The following is a 17673-nucleotide window of genomic DNA, read 5'->3' on the forward strand; positions in this document are numbered from 1 at the left end:
GATGCCGCCGGTGATCACATGTTGGCAGCCGTTTCGCAGCATTTCGGACGCGGTACTCCCGATGTTGCTGTTTCCGGTGACACGGCCGGGTCAAGTTTCGCTAAGGTCGCGGCTCATGGGGTACGAGCTGCGCGTAGAGCGTGATGCACCGCTCGCCTACGCCGAACTCGCGAGCGTTTCGGCGCAGGCCGGATTCGAGCTGCGCGGGTCGCACGAGGCGGGCGAGATCGTCGCGCGCCACGGCGACTCCGTGCACCCGGTCGCGACCTGGTCGGGCCGGCTCTTCGGCCAGCCGGGATCGGACTGGCAGGTCGCCCAGCTGGCCCGCCTCACCGACCTCATGGGCGCCCGGCTCCTGGGCGAGGACGGCGAGGCGTACGGCATCAGGAACGGCGTCGTCGAGCAGATCAACGGATCGTCGACGTACGAGTTCGGCAAGCTCGAAGAGATCATCGCGGCCGGGCCCACCGAGTGGAGCGCTTGAGAGACGGCCGCGGCCAGCCGCCGCCGTACGCGGAGCGGGTGCTCGACCTGGTCGAGCGGATCCCGCGCGGCAAGGTGATGTCGTACGGGGACGTCGCCGAGTATCTCGGTGAGGGCGGCCCTCGGCAGGTCGGCCGTGTCATGTCGTTGTGGGGCGGAGCCGTGCCGTGGTGGCGGGTGATCCACGCCGACGGCACCCCCGCCGCCGGTCTGGAGGCCGAGTGCCTGGCCCGCTGGCGCGACGAAGGCACCCCGGTCCGCGGCGCCAGGGCCGACATGCGCGCGGCGCGCTGGGACGGCCGCGCCTGACCGTCGTGGTCGTCACCGTAGCCGTCCCGCGGCCCTGACCGGTGGCATGACAAGCCGCACCGTGATCGGTCGGACGACCCTCTCCGTCCCCGCGTAGTGCCGCTCGTCACCCGGTGCCACAGGGGTGTCACCCGGTGATTCACAGGAAATCCACAGGCTTGCCCGAGTCAGGTCCGGCAGTGTTCAGAGGGCATTACCATTTTCTGAACACAGGTCTGGCGAAGGGTGGTGCCTCCCGTATGACACCCGCACCCACGAGCGATGCCGTCGCCGAGCGACTGCGGGCTGTCCAGGAGCTTTACGACCGGGGCGAGCCGATAGACGCGCTTGTCGCGCTCGTACGAGCGGAGGGGCTCAGCCCCGCGCAGCGACGGGAGGTCGACCGTGAGGCGATCGCCGGTCCCCTCGGTCTGCGCCTCGACGCCGCGGCCAAGCGCGGGCCCGCCCGCCGCCGTCAGGCCATCGACGTGCTCCGGCCGTACCTCGCGGAGGTCGACCCGAAGGTCAAGCGCGAGCTTCCGGTCGGGCGCCGGGTGGCCTGCCATCTGATCGAGACCCAGGACCCGGGCGAGCTCGCCGAGAGCGACGCGCTGAGCAAGCTCGCCGCCGCGGCGGCCGAGCCCTCCCGCCGGGTCCGGCGGGGCCTGCGGTGGTACGCCGACCTGCCGGTCGAGGTCGCCGACCCCTCGCTGCTGCGCCTGCGGGCCGCCGACCTCGTGCCGGTCACGCAGATCGACGACATCACCTGGGCGGGCAACCGCCTGCGGGTGACCGGGCACGCCTACATCGCGGGCCTGTCGGTCCGCAGCGGCCGCTTCAACCGCGCCACGGTCGTGCTGCACGGCCCCCGGTGGCTGCCCCGGGTCCGGATGAGGACCCGCAGGACCTACCGCCCGGAGGCCACCCACGCGGCCCGTGAGCCCGGGTGCAACTACGACTGGGCGGGCTTCACGGCCGAAGTCCACCCCTTCGCCCTGCGCTGGCGTGCCGGAGTGCGGGCCCTGGTGCGCGGCACGAAGCGGGTGCTGCGCCGCCGCCACATCGTCCAGGACACCACCACCTGGCGGGCCGAGATCGTGATCTGGAGCCGCGCCGCCCGCGCCAAGGGCGTGCTGCGCGGTCCCGTGATCGGCCGCACCGAGCGCCCGGCCGGGCTGCAGGTGCGCCCGCGCTGGTGGGTGCGGCCCGTGTGGACCTCCGACAAGGCGCTGCAGGTGGTCTACCAGCCGACCCGCGCCCAGCTGACCGGTGTGCGGCTGAACGGCGACAGCGTCGAGCTCACCGGCTTCCTGCCGGGCCGGCCCATAACCAAGGGCAAGGCCCGCGTCGGCGGACACCGCATGTCGGCCGACTTCACCCCGGTCGAGGGCGGCAGCCGCTTCTCGCTGTCGCTCGCGGTCGGCACCCTGCTCAACGCGGAGTCCCGGCGGCTGTGGGTCGAGCCCAAGGGCGATCCGGCCGCGGCCGTGATGCTGGAGGGCGCGGAGGAGACCCGTCTCCTCGTGGGTGAGCGCGAGGTCACGGTGCAGGGCGACCGGCGCGACCGGGTCGTCATCTCCGGTCACAAGATCCTGCCCGTCATCACCGCGGCCGAGTGGCACGAGGAGTCGATCACGCTCACCGGCCGCTATCCCGACCCCGATCAGGGCCCGCGCGAGCTCGTGCTGCGGCACCGGGGCGGGCTCACGATCCGCGTGCCGGTCGAGCGCGACGGCGAGCGGTTCACCGTGCGGCTGTCGCCTGGCGCGATGCCCCGCTTCGGGTCGGCCGTGCCGCTGGCCGAGGGCAGCTGGAACATCTCCCTGGCCCCGCCCGGCAGGTACGGGCCCGCCATGGTGCCCGCCCGGTTCGACCACGCCGGTCTCGACGCCCTGGACGAGAGCCCGCGGACCATCGGCGGCCGGGTCTACCGGTTCGTCGCCACCCGTTACGACGTGCCGGTGCTGCTGGCGGCCGAGGACCGGCCGGGTGACGAGCGGAGCGCGGCGGGCGTGTGGGCGCTCAGCCGCACCTTCTACCCCGCCGAGCGGGCCCGGCCGCTGCGGGAGGCCACCGTCTACGTCTCCTTCGACGGCCGCGCGTACTCGGACAATCCGCGCGCCATCTACGAGGAGCGGGTGCGGCGCGGCGACGAGAGCGAGCACATCTGGGTCGTCAGGGACGGCGCGTTCGTGCCGCCGGGCTCGCGCGAGCTCGGCCTCGGCGACGGCGTGACGCCCACGGTCGTCCGCGAGGGCAGCCGGGAGCACTACGAGGCGCTGGCCCGCGCCCGCTATGTCGTCTCCAACGGCTTCCTGCCGCAGTGGTTCCGAACCCGCGAGGACCAGGTGTGCCTGCAGACCTGGCACGGCACGCCGGTCAAGCACATCGGCCGCGACCAGGCCCACATGAAGCGCGAGCCCCGGCCTCCGGTGTGGCACCGCCAGGCCGTGGAGGTGCGCGGCTGGGACGTGCTTCTGTCGCAGAGCCCGTGGGCGTCGGGCGTGCTGCGCAAGGCCTTCGGCTACGAGGGTGAGATCCTGGAGTCGGGCTACCCGCGCAACGACCTGCTCGTCTGCGGTGACCGTGACGCGCTGGCCGCGGAGATCAGGCGCCGGATCGGCATCCCCGAGGGCAAGCGGGTCGTCCTGTACGCGCCGACCTACCGCGACTACGACCGCAGGAACGCCGTGGTCAAGCTCGACCTGACCGACGCGAAGCGGGCGCTCGGCGCCGACCACGTCGTGCTGGTGCGCGGCCACATGATGCAGGCCTTCCCGCACGTCAACGCGCACGACGGGTTCGCGATCGACGTGACGACCTACCCCGACACCGCCGACCTGCTGCTGATCGCCGACGTTCTCGTCACCGACTACTCGTCGGTGATGTTCGACTTCGTGGCGACCGGACGGCCGGTCGTGCTGTTCACGCCGGACCTGGGCAAGTACCGCTCGTCCCGCGGGCTGTACCTCGACCTGGAGTCCCAGCGTCCGGGGCCGCGCCTGGAGACCTCGCCCGAGGTCGTCGAGACCCTGCGGAACATCGACGCGGTGACCGCCAAGCTGGCCGATCGCTACGCGGCATTCGTGCGGACCTACGCGCCGCACGACAACGGCAAGGCCACCGCGCGCGTCATCGACCACGTCTTCACGTCCTGAGCGAGGCCGAGAACGTCGCGGATTGAGGGGTAGGGGTGTCGGACGGACGAGGTTCGCAGGAGATGAGACCAGGTATGCGGCCATATGGGCGGATGCTCGTCCTGGCCGCGGTGGTCCTTCTCCTGGACCAGGTCTCCAAGTTCTGGGCAATCTCCGCGCTTTCGAACGGTGAGAGCATCACGGTGATCCCGCAGCTGATCCGGTTGCGGCTGTTGCTGAACCCTGGCGCCGCCTTCTCGATCGGCGAGGGTGTGACGTGGGTGTTCACCCTGACGGCGGCCGCCGCGGTCGCCGGCATCCTGCACGTCGGGCGGCGGCTGGGGTCGCCGGCCTGGACCGTCGTGCTGGGTGCGCTGCTCGGGGGCGCCACATCCCATCTGCTCGACCGCCTCTTCCGCCCGCCCGCCTTCGCCCGGGGCCATGTCGTGGACTTCATCGACTACGGCGGCCTGTTCGTCGGCAATGTCGCCGACATCGCGCTCGTGGGCGGTTGCGCCTTCCTCCTGTTGCTGAGCCTGCGCGACATCCCCCTCGGGGGCGTAGCCGACAAGGCGCGTCCTTCCGCGTAGGCGGACCACTCCGGGGGTGCCCCGACGCCTGGCGATATCCCGTCGGCATCTGGCGCCAATACCTCTGGGAAGACGCTCCGACTGACTGGTTGGCTTTCCGAGGCGGGTCCGCCGTCACCATCCGCGGTGCCGGCTGTCCGCTCGCGCCATCACGACAGCCATTCGAGAGAGCCGCACGATCATGAGTCTCGTCATGCCGATCCTGATCGGCCTCGCCTACGCCGTGCTGATGTCGTTGATCCCCGAACCGCACCGCCGTCGCTTCAACGCCATCATGGTGGCCGGAGCGGGAGCCGCCTACCTCAGCGGCGGGGGCCTCGGCGGCTGGGAGTTCCCCTTCACCGCCCTCGTCGCGTACTGCGCCTACCGCGGCCTGGAGTCGTGGACGTTCATCGGGATCGCCTGGCTGCTGCACACCGGATGGGACATCCTGCATCACCTCAAGGGCAGCCCGATCATTCCCTTCGCCCATGACTCGTCCTTCGGCTGTGCCATCTGTGATCCCGTCATCGCCCTGTGGTGCTTGCGGGGCGGACCCTCGCTCATCGGCCTCGTCCGGGCCCGAGTCACCCGGCCGCGCACCCCGGATACGGTTTCCTCCTAGCGGGTGTGCTTTCTTCAACCACGACCGGCCCGGGCGCTCGTCGTATTGGATCGGCGTCCTACACGTGAATGTTTCACCGATCCCCGGGCCTTCCGGTGGTCCGTAGCAGGCTCACCATTTCGTCGAAGGGCCCGCGAAAACTCCGGGGCTCGTCGGAAGCGGGCGGCGCTGTCATGATTTCTGAGATGTCCGTCACGAATTCCGAGGAGATTCGATGGGCAAAGCTCGATCGCTGGCCGTCACCGCGGCGCTGGCCGCCGGCTTGACACTGTCGGTGGGGACGGCACCCGCGCAGGCCGACAGCATCAGGTACGTCTACTACCTCTACTCCGACTGCCTGAATGGCGGAAACCTCGGCATCCAGTGGGGATGGTGGACCTCCTACAGCTGCTCCTACCTGAACAACACCTACGGGCCGACCTGGGCGTTGTGGGCCTGACCGTCGGCCGGCGGCACTCCTTCCGCATTGGTCTGGGACGTTGGTAGACCGAGAAAGTGGAGCGCCTTGATGACCGGCGTGAAGAGCGGCGAGTTCGACTTCTGATTCACACGAGCGCCCCTGCCCTCGCGATTCGCGGGGCAGGGGCGCTCGCGTGTCGAGAACAATTGGTCATTTCCTTCGATCGGGGTGTCCGTTACGCCGCTCATTCGAGCGTGGCTGAGACGGGGACGCCCGGCGCGGCGACCTCAGGCCTGGTTCGTCGGCAGCACGACGATCTGACGGAGGTTGACGTGCCTGGCCCGGCTGACCGTGTACGCGATCAGGTCGGCGATCTCCTCGGCGGTCAGGGACGTGATGACCTCGTACATCCCGGCCAGCTGCCCTCCGAGCTCCGGGCTGTCGACGTGGTCGCCCAGCTCCGTCGCCGTCAGGCCCGGCTCGATGTTGGTCACCCGTACGCCGCGCGGACCGAACTCCGCGCGCAGGTTCGCGGACAGGTGGGTCAGAGCGGCCTTGGTCGCCCCGTACACGGCGTAGCCGGGGAAGACGAGGTGGGCGCCGATCGACGAGATGTTGACGAGGTCGGCCGTCCGGCCGTCGACCGCCGCCGCGAGCAGGTCGGGGGTGAAGGCCCTGGTGATCCGCAGGACGCCCGCGATGTTCGTGTCGAGCATCCGCGTCCACTCGTCGACGCGGCCGTCGTCGATCGGGTTGGGCAGCATCACGCCCGCCGAGTTCACCACCAGATCGGCGGGGCCGAACTCGGCGTGGATCCGGTCCACGGCGGCGGCCACGCTGTCGTCCCGGGTGACGTCCACGGTCACGGCCAGCGCGGTGCCGCCGTCCGCGGCGATCTTCCGGGCCAGGTCCTCCAGCCGGTCGGCGCGGCGGGCGAGCAGCGCGACCTTCGCTCCGGAGGCGGCCAGCAGCCGCGCCGTCGCCTCTCCCATGCCGCTGGCGGCCCCGGTGACCACGGCGACGCGTCCGGCCAGGTTCTCGTAGCTCATCGTGACTCCTTCGAGTTCGCGGTTCGACGAGAGCCACTGTGCCGGGGCGGGCCGGGCCTACCCAGCTCACGCCTTTTACTGGTAACGGCAGTACTAGGCTTGGCCCTCATGGAAGGTGATCTGGGACGGTTCCTGCGCTCTCGCCGGGCCCGGATCCGGCCCGAGGACGCCGGGCTCCCGGCTCACGGGCGACGGCGTGTCAGCGGGCTGCGGCGCGAGGAGGTCGCGCTGCTCGCGGGCATGAGCGTGGAGTACTACATCCGCCTGGAGCAGGAGCGCGTCCGCAACGTCTCCGACGAGGTGCTCGACGCGGTCGCGCGGGTGCTGCGCCTGGACGGCACCGAGCGGGCGCACCTGCGCCGCCTCCTCCGGCCGCCGGACGACCGGCGGGCTCCCCTCGGCCACGTCCGGCCCGGGGTGCGGATGCTCCTGGAGGCGGCCGACTCGGTGCCGGCGTTCGTCCTCGGGCCCCGGATGGACGTGCTCGCCTGGAACGCCCTCGCCGACGCGATCACCGGTTTCTCGGACATGCCCGCCGGCGAGCGCAACATGGCCCGCCAGACGTTCCTGATGCCGCGGGCGCGCTCGCTCTACCGCGACTGGGCGGCCGTGGCCGCCGAGACCATCTCCTATCTGCGCCTGTACGCCGGGAGGCGTCCAGACGACCCGCTGCTGGGTTCGCTCGTCGCCGACCTGTCCGCCGATCCCGACTTCGCCCGGCTGTGGGAGGAGCACCCGGTCGCCGAGAAGACCTTCGGCGTCAAGCTGCTGCGCCACCCGGAGCTCGGCGACCTGGACTTCGCGTACGAGACCCTGGCCCTGCCCGGGGACCCCGATCTGCTGGTCGTCATGTACACCGCCGATCCGGCCTCCCCGACCGGCCGCGTACTGAACCGGCTCCGCGAGGCCCGCGAACCGGGCGTACGGGAGGCGGCGGCCGCCGGCTGATCCGCCCGAGCAGGACGCGGAGTGGGCATTCGGGCACGATCTGCCCCAGTGATCTGGTGGAATGCTGTGTTGTGAGTGGTCAGAACTACCGTCTGGTACGGCGTGGCGGGGTGGGGCGGCGTTCGGCTCCCGTGCTTGACGAGCATCAGCGGGCCGTCGTCGGGCACGAGAGCGGGCCCCTGCTCGTGCTCGCCGGGCCGGGGACCGGCAAGACCACCACGATCGTGGAGACCGTCGTCGACCGGGTCGAGCGCCGGGGCGTGGACCCCGAGCGCGTGCTCGTCCTCACGTTCAGCCGGAAGGCGGCCGGCGAGCTGCGCGAGCGGATCACCGCCAGGATGCGCAGGACCACCAGGACCCCGCTGGCCCTCACCTTCCACAGCTACGCGTACGCGCTGCTGCGCCGGGAGGCGGTGCTGGCCGGTGAGCCGCCGCCGCGCCTGCTCACCGGTCCCGAGCAGTTGCTGGAGATCCGGCGGCTGCTGCACGGCGAACTGGAGGACGGCGCGCGGCACTGGCCGCCGGACATGCGGGAGCTGCTCAAGACCCGCGGGTTCGCCGAGGAGCTGCGCGACTTCCTGTCACGGGCGGCCGAGCGCGGCCTGTACGGCGACGCGCTGGTGCGGCTGGGCCGCGAGCACGGCAGGCCCGACTGGGAGGCCGCCGGGCTGTTCTCCTACCGCTACCAGGACCGGTTCGACCTCGATCCGGTGCCCGCCCTGGACTACTCGGAGCTGATCCGCGAGGCGGCCGGCCTGCTGACCGACGGCGAGGTGCGGCGGCGCGAGCGGGACGCCTACGACCTGGTGCTGGTCGACGAGTACCAGGACACCGACCCGGCGCAGGAGTTCCTGCTCGGGCAGCTCGCGGGGGACGGCCGCGACCTGATCGCCGTGGGCGACCCCGACCAGTCCATCTACGGCTTCCGCGGCGCCGACGTGCAGGGCATCCTGCGGTTCCCCGACCGGTTCAGGACGCCGCAGGGCGATCCGGCCCCGGTGGTCGCGTTGCGCGTGTGCCGCCGCAGCGGCCCGGCCCTGCTGGAGGCCTCCCGCCGCGTCGCCTACCGCCTCCCGGCCGTACCGGGTCACGAGAACAGGGCCGGCGGCCACCGCGACCTGATTCCGGTCGAGGACGCGGATCCGGGCGAGGTGAAGGTCCTGCTGGCCGACAGCGCCACCCAGGAGGCCGCGGTGGTGGCCGACACGCTGCGCCGGGCGCACCTGCTCGACGGGGTGCCGTGGTCGCGGATGGCGGTTCTGGTGCGCAGCGCCGTCCGGCAGGTGCCGCTGCTGCGGCGGGCGCTGGTCTCCGCCGGGGTGCCCGTGGTGGTCGCGGGCGACGAGCTCCCGCTGGTGCAGGAGCCCGGCGTCCGGCCGCTGATCACTTTGCTGCGGATCGCCGCCGCGCCGGCCGCGCTCGACGTGGCGACCGCCGAGGAACTGCTGACCGGCCCGCTCGGCGGCACCGACATGATCGGCGTACGACGGCTGCGCCGCGCCCTGCGGATCGCCGAGCACGAGGCGGTCGCCGCCGAGGCCGCGAATCAGGCGGAAGGCCAGCCGGCGCTGCCGTTCATCCCGCGCTCGTCGGACGAGCTGCTGGTCGCGGCGCTGCGCGACGCCCGGGAGCTGACCGGTGTCGAGCCGCACGTGGCGGCGCCGGCGGAACGCCTCGCGCGGCTCATCGCCACCGCCCGCGAAGCCGTACGGCACGGCCGGGGCGCCGAGGAGACGCTGTGGGAGATCTGGCAGGCCAGTGGGCTCGCGGACCGCTGGACGGAGACCAGCCTCGCGGGCGGGGCGCGAGGAGCGCAGGCCGACCGCGACCTCGACGCCGTCGTCGCGCTGTTCGACCACGTGGCCCGCTTCGCCGACCGGCTGCCCAAGGCCGGGGTCGAGGTGTTCCTCGACGACCTGACCTCCCAGGAGATCGCCGGCGACACGCTGGCCGAGTCCGCCCCCGAGGGCGACGCCGTACGCATCCTGACCGCGCACCGGTCCAAGGGCCTGGAGTGGGACGTGGTGGTGGTCGCGGGCGTGCAGGAGGGCCTGTGGCCCGACCTGCGCCTGCGCGGCTCGCTCCTCGGCACCGAGGCGCTGGTGGAGTTCGCGGGCGGCTCGGCGCTGGACACCACCCAGGCCGCGACGGCCGCGCTGGCGTCCAAGCTCCTCGCGGAGGAGCGGCGGCTGTTCTACGTGGCGGCCACCCGCGCCCGCGGGAAACTCGTCGTCACCGCCGTCGGCGGTGAGGACACCGACGAACGGCCCTCCCGGTTCCTCACGGAGCTGCTGCCCGGCGGCGTGGAGGAGGCGACCGTGGACGACCGGGCGCGGTGGCTCAGCATGCCCGCGCTGGTCGCGGACCTGCGCGCCGCCGTGTGCGACACGACCAGGCCGGAGGCGGTGCGCCGCGAGGCCGCCGCGCACCTCGCCAGGCTCGCCCAGGCCGGGGTGCCCGGCGCCAACCCCGGCGAGTGGTACGCGCTGACCCCGATCTCCGACGACCGGCCGCTCGGCTGGCCCGACGACGTCGTCCAGATCTCGCCGTCGTCGGTGGAGAGCTTCACCAAGTGCGGGCTGCGCTGGATGCTGGAGACCGCGGTCGGGGCCGGGTCCTCGAACGTCACCCAGAGCCTCGGCACGGTCGTCCACGCGATCGCCGCGATGGCCACCGAGGACGGCACCGACTACGTCAAGCGGCTCGACGACATCTGGGACCAGTTCGACTTCGGCGGGCTGTGGTTCAACCGCAAGCAGCGCCGCGTCGCCGAGCAGATGGTCGACAGGTTCGTCCGCTGGCAGAAGGACAAACCCCGCGACCTGGTCGCCGTGGAGGAGGCGTTCACCGTACGGGTGCCGGGGCACGACATCCAGATCACCGGCCGGGTGGACCGCGTCGAACGGGACGAGGCCGGCCGGGCCGTGATCATCGACATCAAGACCGGCAGCGGCAGGCCCAAGGACACCGAGATCGACCGGCATCCCCAGCTCGGGGTGTACCAGCTCGCGACGACGCTCGGCGCGTTCGAGCGGCACGGCCTCGTCCAGCCGGGCGGCGCGTCCCTGCTGCACCTGGGCAAGGCCGCGGGCCAGGGGACGGACGCCAGGGAGCAGGCGCAGCGGGCGCTCGCCGACGACTCCGAGCCCGACTGGGCGGAGAACCTGGTCAAGACGGTCGCGACCGGCATGTCCGCAGGAGTGTTCGTCGCCACGGTCAACGACGGCTGCCGCACCTGTGCCGCTAAAATCGCCTGCCCTGTGAACGACAACGGAGGACAGGTGTGCTGACGCCGGGTGAGCTGGCCGGCCGGCTCGGGATCCTCCCGCCGACCCCCGAGCAGGCGGCCGTCATCGAGGCGCCGCTGGAGCCGATGGTGGTCGTGGCGGGGGCGGGGTCCGGCAAGAGCGAGACCATGGCCGGGCGGGTGGTCTGGCTGGTGGCCAACGGCCTGGCCAGGCCCGAGCAGATCCTGGGCCTCACCTTCACCCGCAAGGCCGCCGCGGAGCTGGCCGAGCGGGTGCGCCGGCGGCTGGCCGGGCTCGCGGCGGCCGGGCTGGTCGAGCCCGAGCTGCTCGACTCCGAGCCGACGGTCTCCACCTACCACGCGTACGCCGCCCGGCTGGTGACCGACCACGCGCTGCGGGAGGGGCTCGAGCCCACCATGCGGCTGGTCACGCCCGCCGTCGCCTGGCAGATGGCGGCCCGGGTGGTCGGCCAGTACGACGGGCCGATGGACCGGGTGGACCTGTCCCCGCCCAGCGTCACCGCCGCCGTGCTGGACCTGGCCGGAGAGCTGGCCGAGCACCTGCGCGTACCGGCGGACGTACGCGAGATCGGCGACTGGCTGCGTGAGCGCCTGGCCTCGCTCACCGGGCGGATCGTGAAGGACCAGCGCAAGCCGGTGGAGACCCAGGCCGTCCGGGAGCAGCTGCTGCCGATGGTCGAGGCGTACGAACGGCTCAAGCGCGGCCGGGAGGTCATCGACTACGGCGACCAGATGGCGCTGGCCGCGCGGATCGCGTCCCGCCATCCGGAGGTCGGCGCGTCCGAGCGGTCCCGGTTCTCGGTCGTGCTGCTGGACGAGTATCAGGACACCAGCCACGCCCAGCTCGTGCTGCTGCGTTCGCTGTACGGCGGGGGCCACCCGGTAACGGCGGTCGGCGACCCCTGCCAGTCGATCTACGGCTGGCGTGGCGCGAGTGCGGGCAACCTCTCACGGTTCCCCGGGGACTTCCCGGCGGCGTCCGGAGATCCGGCGCAGGTGCGCCGGCTGTCGGTCAGCTTCCGCAACGGCGAGCACGTGCTCGGCGTCGCCGCCCGCATCCAGGCGCCTTTGCGCCATGAGGCCCGCGAGGTGCCGGTGCTGGTGCCGGGCGGCAACCGGGTGGGCCGGGGGCGGGTGCTGTGCGCCTTCCACGAGACGGCCGAGGACGAGGCCGAGTGGATCGCCGAAGGGCTGGCGGGCATGCTCCACGGCGAGGGCGCCCCGGACGGCCTGCCCTGGGGCGAGGGCGAGCGGGCCAAGCGCGGCCCCGCCCTGCAGCCGCAGGACGTCGCGATCCTCGCCCGCAAACGGTCGCAGTTCCCGGCGCTGCGGCGCGCCCTGGAGGCCCGGGGCGTCCCGGTGGAGGTCGTCGGGCTCGGCGGGCTGCTCACCGTGCCCGAGGTGGCCGACATCGTGGCGACCCTGCGCGCGTTGTACGACCCGACCGCCGGGGACGCGCTGGTCCGGCTGCTCGCCGGGCCCCGCTGGCGGATCGGCCCGGCCGACCTCAAGGTGCTCGGCGACCTGGCCCGCGAGCTCAACAAGGAGATCAGGGCGGCCAGGGGCGGGCCGCGCCCGGAGGACCCGCTCGACCAGGTGGTCACCGACCTCGCCGAGGAGCGCGGCAGCCTGATCGACGCGCTCGACGAGCTGCCCGACCGGCCCGACTGGCTGGAGCGGTTCTCCCCGCTGGCGCGGATGCGGCTGCCCGCCGTCGCCCGGGAGCTGCGCCAGATGCGCGCGCACGCGGGGCAGCCGCTGCCCGATCTGATCAGCGAGATCGAACGCCGCCTCAGCCTGGATGTGGAGGTCGCCGCCAGGGGAGGCAGCCCGATGGCCGCCCGGGCCGACCTCGACGCCTTCCTCGACGCCGCCTCCCGGTTCGCCGGCGACTCGGAGGACCCGACGCTCGGCGCGTTCCTGGCGTACCTCAAGGCGGCCGAGAGCGAGGAGTTCGGCCTGGAGGCCGGGCGGGTCGGCGACAGCAACACCGTGAAGCTGATGACCGTGCACGCCTCCAAGGGGCTGGAGTGGCCGGTCGTGGTGGTGCCGGGCCTGTCGCAGCTCACCTCGCAGAAGGGCGGGCTGATCAAGGGCAGCATGTTCCCCGCGACCCCGGTCACCAACTCCCGGTGGACGGAGAACCCGCGCAAGCTGCCGTACCCGCTGCGGGGGGACAGCGCGGACCTGCCCGAGCTGGCCGGGCTGGACCGGGAGGCGCTGGGCGCGTTCGAGGAGCGCTGCCGCGACCGCGACCTGATGGAGGAGCGGCGGCTGGCGTACGTCGCGGTCACGAGGGCGCACTACCTGCTGATCGCCTCCGGCTACCGCTGGGGCACCTCGTCCCGCCCGCTGGAGCCGTCGGAGTTCCTCCGGGAGATCCGCGAGGCGGGCGCCCGCGTCGTCCGCTGGGCCGAGGATCCGGAGAGCCCGGACAATCCCCTGCTCGCCGAGCCGCCGGTGGCCGAGTGGCCGTCCGTCACCGTACGCGACGCGATCCTCGACGGCGCCCGCCTCGTGGAGGAGGCGATGATGGGCGACGCCCCGCCCCCGGCGGCCGACGACCACGCGCTCGTCCGGGACTGGGAGTCGGAGCGGATGCGGGCCTGGGCGCGCGACACCGACCTGCTGCTGCGCGAGCGGGAGACGAACCGCCGGCGGGCCGGGGCGGTCGTGGAGCTGCCGTCGCGGCTGTCGGTGTCGTCGCTGGTCACGCTGGCGCAGGATCCGGCGGCGTTCGCGCGGCAGGTGCGGCGGCCGGTGCCGCGCAAGCCCGCGCCGCTGGCCCGCAGGGGCACCACCTTCCACCGCTGGCTGGAGTCGCGCTGGGGCCAGCAGCGCCTGATCGACGACCTGGAGCTGCCCGGCGCCGCCGACGAGCTGTCGGAGACCGAGGTCCAGCTCGCCGAGCTGCAGGAGCGGTTCGAGGAGAGCGAGTGGGCCGCGCGTGAGCCGGTCGACCTGGAGGTCCCGTTCGAGACCATGATCGGTGACCGCCTGCTGCGCGGCCGGATGGACGCGGTGTTCCGCGAGGGCGACGGCTACGTGGTGATCGACTGGAAGACCGGTGAGCGGCCGCAGGGCAGGGCCGCCGAGACCGCGTCGGTGCAGCTCGCGGCCTACCGGGTGGCCTGGGCCTCGCTGGCCGGGGTGCCGCTGGAGAAGGTCGGGGCGGCCTTCCACTACGTCCGCTCGAACGAGACCGTCCGCCCCGTGGACCTCCTCGACGCGGACGGCCTCACCACGCTCATTCAGCGGGTTCCTCAGGAGTGACCGCCTGACCGAAGAGCGCGCTCGTCTCGATCTTGATCCCGAACGGCCAGGGTAGCTCCAGGGCCTCGCCCTCTTCGGCGGTGACGATCTGACGGTACGCCTGCCGGTGATAGTCGAGGGGCTTCAGGTCGGAGAGGGGATCGCTCATCAGCGTCACCCTTCGCGGAGACGTCACGGGGTCCACGATCAGGTAGAGCGGCACCCCCGCCCGCGCGTAGTCGAGCGTTTTCTCCTGCCAGTCGACCTTGTGCGTGCCCGGTGAGCACACCTCCACGACCAGCAGGACGCTGTGCCCGTGCACGCGCATCGGATCGAGGCTCTCGACTTTGGGTGGTACGACGATCATGTCGGGCAGTCGATGATCGAGCAGCGGTGGAATGTGCAGCCCCCAGTGATAGTGGAAGCGCCAGCGGTTGGCCAGCTTCAGGGGGTACAGAAGTTCGGTGAGTCGGTCGAGAACGTCGCCGTGCTGCATGGTCGCCGGTGGCGTCACGACGACCTGCCCGAGACGAATTTCCGTCCGATAACCAGCGTCGTTGAGTTGCATGCACAGGTGCAGCACCTCGTCAGGGAGCTCTTGGGACTCTTCGGGCTTCCCGGCCTCTGGGGGCTCGTGCTCGTCCGAGACGACATCGTCGGGGGCGGGGTCGTCCTGCTTCTGCGGGACCGGGTGGTCGTGCCTGCCGTGCTTGATCGGCTTGGTGAGAGCCATATCGCCATCCTCTCCTGCTCCTCATCGATGGTACGGAAGGTTTCCGAATTGTCACGGAAAGTAGCAGCGGGATGGTGGGAGGGAAATTCTCCGTAGGGGCGAGAAGGTGAAGGAAAGCCCTCCCGGGGAGAGGAAAACCGGCTCGGTGAATCGGTCATAGGTGACGTATCTGAAGCAAATGTCTCGCGACGGGATCGGACTTTTCCGCGAGAGTGATTACCTCTTTCGCCGACGCGGGCTGTTCATGATCGGCTATGAATGCCCTATGTCGGGTTTGCGGATGGCGATGGCGGCGGCCTGTGTCGCGGCGGTGACCGGATGTTCGGCGTCGTCGGCGGTTCCTCCGGATCTCGCCCTTCCCCTGGACGCCTACAGCCTCGGCGCGGAGGACCGTGCTCAGGTGATACGAGCCCGGTTCATGCTGATGGAGGAATGCATGCGCCATATGGGGCTCGATTTCCGGCTGCCCGCCGTCGCGCCGGTGACCGATCTGCGCAACGTCGATCTCCTCCGATGGCTCGATCCCCACCAGGCTGCCGAATCCGGATATCTGGGGGAGAGGCGAAATCCGGATGAGATGACGGGTATTCCGTCGTACTCCGTGACGGACCAAGAGTTCTCCGTGCTGGAAGGGAAGGTCCGGCGGTTTCACGGACGGACGGTGCCGCCCGGGGGGTGCATGACCGCGGCGGACGCCCTGCTGAACCGGGGAGCGCGGGGCGTGGGCCCGGCCGATGCCGGCAAGAGGTTCGACGACGACGAGGTTCCGCGCTTCGTCGACAGCGCGACCGACCTCGCCCTGAGCGACCCGCGGATCGCGGCGGCCGAGCGCGAGTGGAGCGACTGCATGAGGTCGGAGGGCTTCGACTACCGGAGCACCGACCAGGCCTTCGGAGACCCGCGCTGGGCGGTGACCGTCAACGACGACTCGATCGGCCACACCCCCAAGCCACGTGGCACGCGGGCCGAGATCGACACGGCGGTCGCGGACGCGCGATGCCGGGCCGAGACGGGCTACTCCGACGTACGCCGCACGGTCTTCGTCGAGGCCGAGAATCGGGTCATCGACCGCGACCGTGCCCGGCTCGACGTCGTCAAGGCGCTCAACCAGGCCCGCCTCGCCAACTCCGCCGAGGTCCTCGACGGCACGCTCACGCTGACCTGGTAGCCCCTCACCTCAGGTAGTGGAACGCGGGTTTCGGGTGCATGAGGAAGTCGTGGTGCGAGATGTTCCACGCGTACGCCCCGGCCATGGCGAAGGCGACGACGTCGCCGACGGCGAGTGCGGCGGTGACGCGGCGGGCGAAGACGTCCTTGGGGGTGCACAGCTGTCCCACCAGGGTCACCGTCCCGTCCGCACTCTCGCCGCCCCTCGGGAGCACGGCGAACGGCTGGTCGTGTCCCTTCGTCACCGGAGTCCGCAGGTGATGCGTGCCGCCGGACAGGACGGCGAAGCGCTCCCCGTGGACGCGTTTCACGTTGAGCACGGTGGTGAGGTACCACCCGCAGTAGGCCGTCAGGGCACGTCCCGGCTCCACCCGCAGCGTCTCGCCCGGCAGCGCCAGCCTCCGCAGGCCCGCGCCGTACGCCGCCCAGTCGAACCGATCGCGGGGCCGGGTGTAGGAGACGGCCATGCCGCCGCCCAGGTTGAACTCGCGCAGGCCGAGGCTCCTGCCGTACGCGAGGACGGCCTCGGCGAGCGCGAGCAGGCCGGGCGCGGCCAGGCCGCTCGCGAGGTGGGCGTGGAGGCCGCGCAACCGCACCGGCGAGGACCCGAGCAGGGCCAGGCACTCGGCGATCCCGCCGGGGTCCATGCCGAACGGTGTGGCCCCGCCGCCCATGGTGAGGGTAGCGCCGGTGACGTCGACGTCGAGGTTGACCCGCAGCAGCACGTCCGCCGGTTCCCGCATCCGCCGTAGTTCGGCCGGGCTCTCGACGTGCCAGCGGTACGCCGAGGGGGCGAGGGCCAGCTCCGCGGCGGTCTTCCCCGGCCCGCCGAAGCTCAGCGGGATCTCCGGCAGCACCGCCCTGACGTGGGCGAACTCGCCGCCGGAGGAGACCTCGAAGCCGTCCACGTGCGGCGCGAGCGCGCGCAGCACCTCCGGGTCGGGATTGGCCTTGACGGCGTAGCAGATCTCCGTCCCCGCCAGGGCGGCCCGTACGCCGGCGGCGTGACGGGCGAGCCCGGCCAGGTCGTAGACGTAGGCGGGGACGTCGTCCAGTGACTCGGCGACCTTCCGCACGCCCGCCGGAACCTCGATGCTCATCGGCGCTCTCCTTCCGCCACGCACTCCACGCCGAGCGGGTTCGGGACGGGCACGTAACCGGCGGCCCGGTCGGCCGCCCTCGCCCAGCGCACGCCCAGGTTGGCCTTGGCCGGCAGCGGAGCCCCGGCCAGCAGCCGCGTCAGGGGGTCGGCCGGGCCGGCGGCGTGGTCCTCCACATAGCGGCTCAAAGCCGCCCGGGCGGCCGCCCACAGCGCGCGCAGAACGCCGTCGGCCGTGTCTGCCGCCGTCCCGGCGACAGCGGCGGCGACAGTGGCGGCGACAGTGGCGGCGACCTCCGCGAGGTGGTTGACGAACAGGCAGTAGGCGACCCGGTTCCAGCCGCGCGCGGCGTCGTACGACAGGGGGTCCGCCACCGCGCCCGGCAGGCCGGTCAGGTCGTGCCGGCCGGCGACCAGCTTGGTGCCCTCCAGGTCGCGGAAGACCGCCTCGACGGGCCATCCGCCGGCGTCGAAGCCGACCAGCACGTTCTGCACGTGCGCTTCGAGCGCGACGCCGTGGCGGAAGAAGGCGTCGAGCACCGGATACGCCACGCGCTCGACGTAGGCCTCCCACCACGCGACCGGGTCGGCCGCCCGGCGGGCCAGGACGGCCTCGGGGACGCCGTCCGCGCCGGCGGCCAGGGCGCCGGCGAGG

At 72.2% G+C, this 17673-nt stretch carries 14 protein-coding genes; 10 read left to right on the plus strand and 4 right to left on the minus strand.

Going from position 1 to position 17673, the window contains the following annotated elements; translation table 11 throughout:
- Window positions 1-115: 115 nt before the first annotated feature.
- The 6 genes from AB0J39_RS05635 (at window position 116) to AB0J39_RS05660 (ending at window position 5541) form a co-directional block, all read left to right on the plus strand.
- Window positions 116-484: a hypothetical protein gene (locus AB0J39_RS05635; protein ID WP_363462180.1), complete on the plus strand. Its 369-nt coding sequence runs from the start codon at window positions 116-118 to the stop codon at window positions 482-484.
- Window positions 472-792 (plus strand): MGMT family protein, encoded by a 321-nt coding sequence (locus AB0J39_RS05640; RefSeq protein ID WP_363462182.1) that lies wholly within the window; start codon window positions 472-474, stop codon window positions 790-792. The genes AB0J39_RS05635 and AB0J39_RS05640 overlap by 13 nt, the downstream gene beginning before the upstream one ends.
- A 239-nt stretch (window positions 793-1031) precedes the next feature.
- Window positions 1032-3929, plus strand: a complete 2898-nt coding sequence (locus AB0J39_RS05645) for a CDP-glycerol glycerophosphotransferase family protein (RefSeq protein ID WP_363462184.1) — start codon at window positions 1032-1034, stop codon at window positions 3927-3929.
- Window positions 3930-4021: 92 nt separating this feature from the next.
- A complete protein-coding gene (locus AB0J39_RS05650) occupies window positions 4022-4498 on the plus strand; it encodes a signal peptidase II (protein WP_363462186.1) in 477 nt (158 codons plus the stop codon).
- 181 nt (window positions 4499-4679) lie between these two features.
- Window positions 4680-5102: a DUF6010 family protein gene (locus tag AB0J39_RS05655; protein WP_363462188.1), complete on the plus strand. Its 423-nt coding sequence runs from the start codon at window positions 4680-4682 to the stop codon at window positions 5100-5102.
- A gap of 214 nt (window positions 5103-5316) precedes the next feature.
- Window positions 5317-5541, plus strand: coding sequence for a hypothetical protein (locus tag AB0J39_RS05660; RefSeq protein WP_363462190.1), 225 nt, complete (start codon window positions 5317-5319; stop codon window positions 5539-5541).
- 248 nt (window positions 5542-5789) lie between these two features.
- Here AB0J39_RS05660 and AB0J39_RS05665 read toward each other — a convergent pair whose 3' ends face one another.
- The gene (locus AB0J39_RS05665) at window positions 5790-6551 is read right to left on the minus strand and encodes an SDR family oxidoreductase (protein WP_363462192.1); all 762 of its coding nucleotides are present in this window, start codon (window positions 6549-6551) and stop codon (window positions 5790-5792) included.
- Window positions 6552-6659: 108 nt separating this feature from the next.
- On the opposite strand from AB0J39_RS05665, the gene AB0J39_RS05670 reads away from it, so the two are divergent.
- The 3 genes from AB0J39_RS05670 to AB0J39_RS05680 all read left to right on the plus strand — a co-directional run bounded on the left by AB0J39_RS05670 (window position 6660) and on the right by AB0J39_RS05680 (window position 14040).
- Window positions 6660-7499: a helix-turn-helix transcriptional regulator gene (locus tag AB0J39_RS05670; protein ID WP_363462194.1), complete on the plus strand. Its 840-nt coding sequence runs from the start codon at window positions 6660-6662 to the stop codon at window positions 7497-7499.
- 131 nt (window positions 7500-7630) lie between these two features.
- A complete protein-coding gene (locus tag AB0J39_RS05675) occupies window positions 7631-10789 on the plus strand; it encodes an ATP-dependent DNA helicase (RefSeq protein ID WP_363462196.1) in 3159 nt (1052 codons plus the stop codon).
- Window positions 10783-14040: an ATP-dependent DNA helicase gene (locus AB0J39_RS05680; protein ID WP_363462198.1), complete on the plus strand. Its 3258-nt coding sequence runs from the start codon at window positions 10783-10785 to the stop codon at window positions 14038-14040. The genes AB0J39_RS05675 and AB0J39_RS05680 overlap by 7 nt, the downstream gene beginning before the upstream one ends.
- Here the strand turns inward: AB0J39_RS05680 and AB0J39_RS05685 are convergent.
- Window positions 14015-14752 carry a Uma2 family endonuclease gene (locus AB0J39_RS05685; RefSeq protein WP_363462200.1) on the minus strand — a complete coding sequence of 246 codons (738 nt, stop codon included), beginning with the start codon at window positions 14750-14752 and terminating at the stop codon, window positions 14015-14017. The two genes, AB0J39_RS05680 and AB0J39_RS05685, sit on opposite strands and share 26 nt — an antisense overlap.
- A gap of 265 nt (window positions 14753-15017) precedes the next feature.
- Here AB0J39_RS05685 and AB0J39_RS05690 point away from each other — a divergent pair, with 265 nt between their 5' ends.
- Complete coding sequence (locus tag AB0J39_RS05690; protein WP_363462202.1) at window positions 15018-15920, plus strand: hypothetical protein; 903 nt, start codon at window positions 15018-15020, stop codon at window positions 15918-15920.
- Between the two features lie 4 nt (window positions 15921-15924).
- Here AB0J39_RS05690 and AB0J39_RS05695 read toward each other — a convergent pair whose 3' ends face one another.
- Both AB0J39_RS05695 and AB0J39_RS05700 read right to left on the minus strand, forming a co-directional pair.
- Entirely contained in the window at window positions 15925-17019 is a 1095-nt protein-coding gene (locus AB0J39_RS05695; RefSeq protein WP_363462204.1) for a type III PLP-dependent enzyme, read from the minus strand.
- Window positions 17016-17673, minus strand: a 658-nt coding sequence (locus tag AB0J39_RS05700) for a ferric iron reductase (protein WP_363462206.1), incomplete at its 5' end; no start/stop codon positions are given. The genes AB0J39_RS05700 and AB0J39_RS05695, both read right to left, overlap by 4 nt.

Origin of the sequence: Microbispora sp. NPDC049633 (genome assembly GCF_040675265.1) — a bacterium.
Classification (GTDB): Bacteria; Actinomycetota; Actinomycetes; order Streptosporangiales; family Streptosporangiaceae; genus Microbispora; species Microbispora maris.

Excerpts from the sequence above, each read along its gene's own strand:
- AB0J39_RS05660 (WP_363462190.1), top strand. The coding sequence starts at position 5,317 with ATGGGCAAAGCTCGATCGCTGGCCGTCACCGCGGCGCTGGCCGCCGGC.
- AB0J39_RS05650 (WP_363462186.1), top strand. The coding sequence starts at position 4,022 with ATGCTCGTCCTGGCCGCGGTGGTCCTTCTCCTGGACCAGGTCTCCAAG.
- AB0J39_RS05635 (WP_363462180.1), top strand. The coding sequence starts at position 116 with ATGGGGTACGAGCTGCGCGTAGAGCGTGATGCACCGCTCGCCTACGCC.
- AB0J39_RS05645 (WP_363462184.1), top strand. The coding sequence starts at position 1,032 with ATGACACCCGCACCCACGAGCGATGCCGTCGCCGAGCGACTGCGGGCT.
- AB0J39_RS05665 (WP_363462192.1), bottom strand. The coding sequence starts at position 6,551 with ATGAGCTACGAGAACCTGGCCGGACGCGTCGCCGTGGTCACCGGGGCC.
- AB0J39_RS05690 (WP_363462202.1), top strand. The coding sequence starts at position 15,018 with ATGTCGGGTTTGCGGATGGCGATGGCGGCGGCCTGTGTCGCGGCGGTG.
- AB0J39_RS05670 (WP_363462194.1), top strand. The coding sequence starts at position 6,660 with ATGGAAGGTGATCTGGGACGGTTCCTGCGCTCTCGCCGGGCCCGGATC.
- AB0J39_RS05655 (WP_363462188.1), top strand. The coding sequence starts at position 4,680 with ATGAGTCTCGTCATGCCGATCCTGATCGGCCTCGCCTACGCCGTGCTG.
- AB0J39_RS05685 (WP_363462200.1), bottom strand. The coding sequence starts at position 14,752 with ATGGCTCTCACCAAGCCGATCAAGCACGGCAGGCACGACCACCCGGTC.
- AB0J39_RS05695 (WP_363462204.1), bottom strand. The coding sequence starts at position 17,019 with ATGAGCATCGAGGTTCCGGCGGGCGTGCGGAAGGTCGCCGAGTCACTG.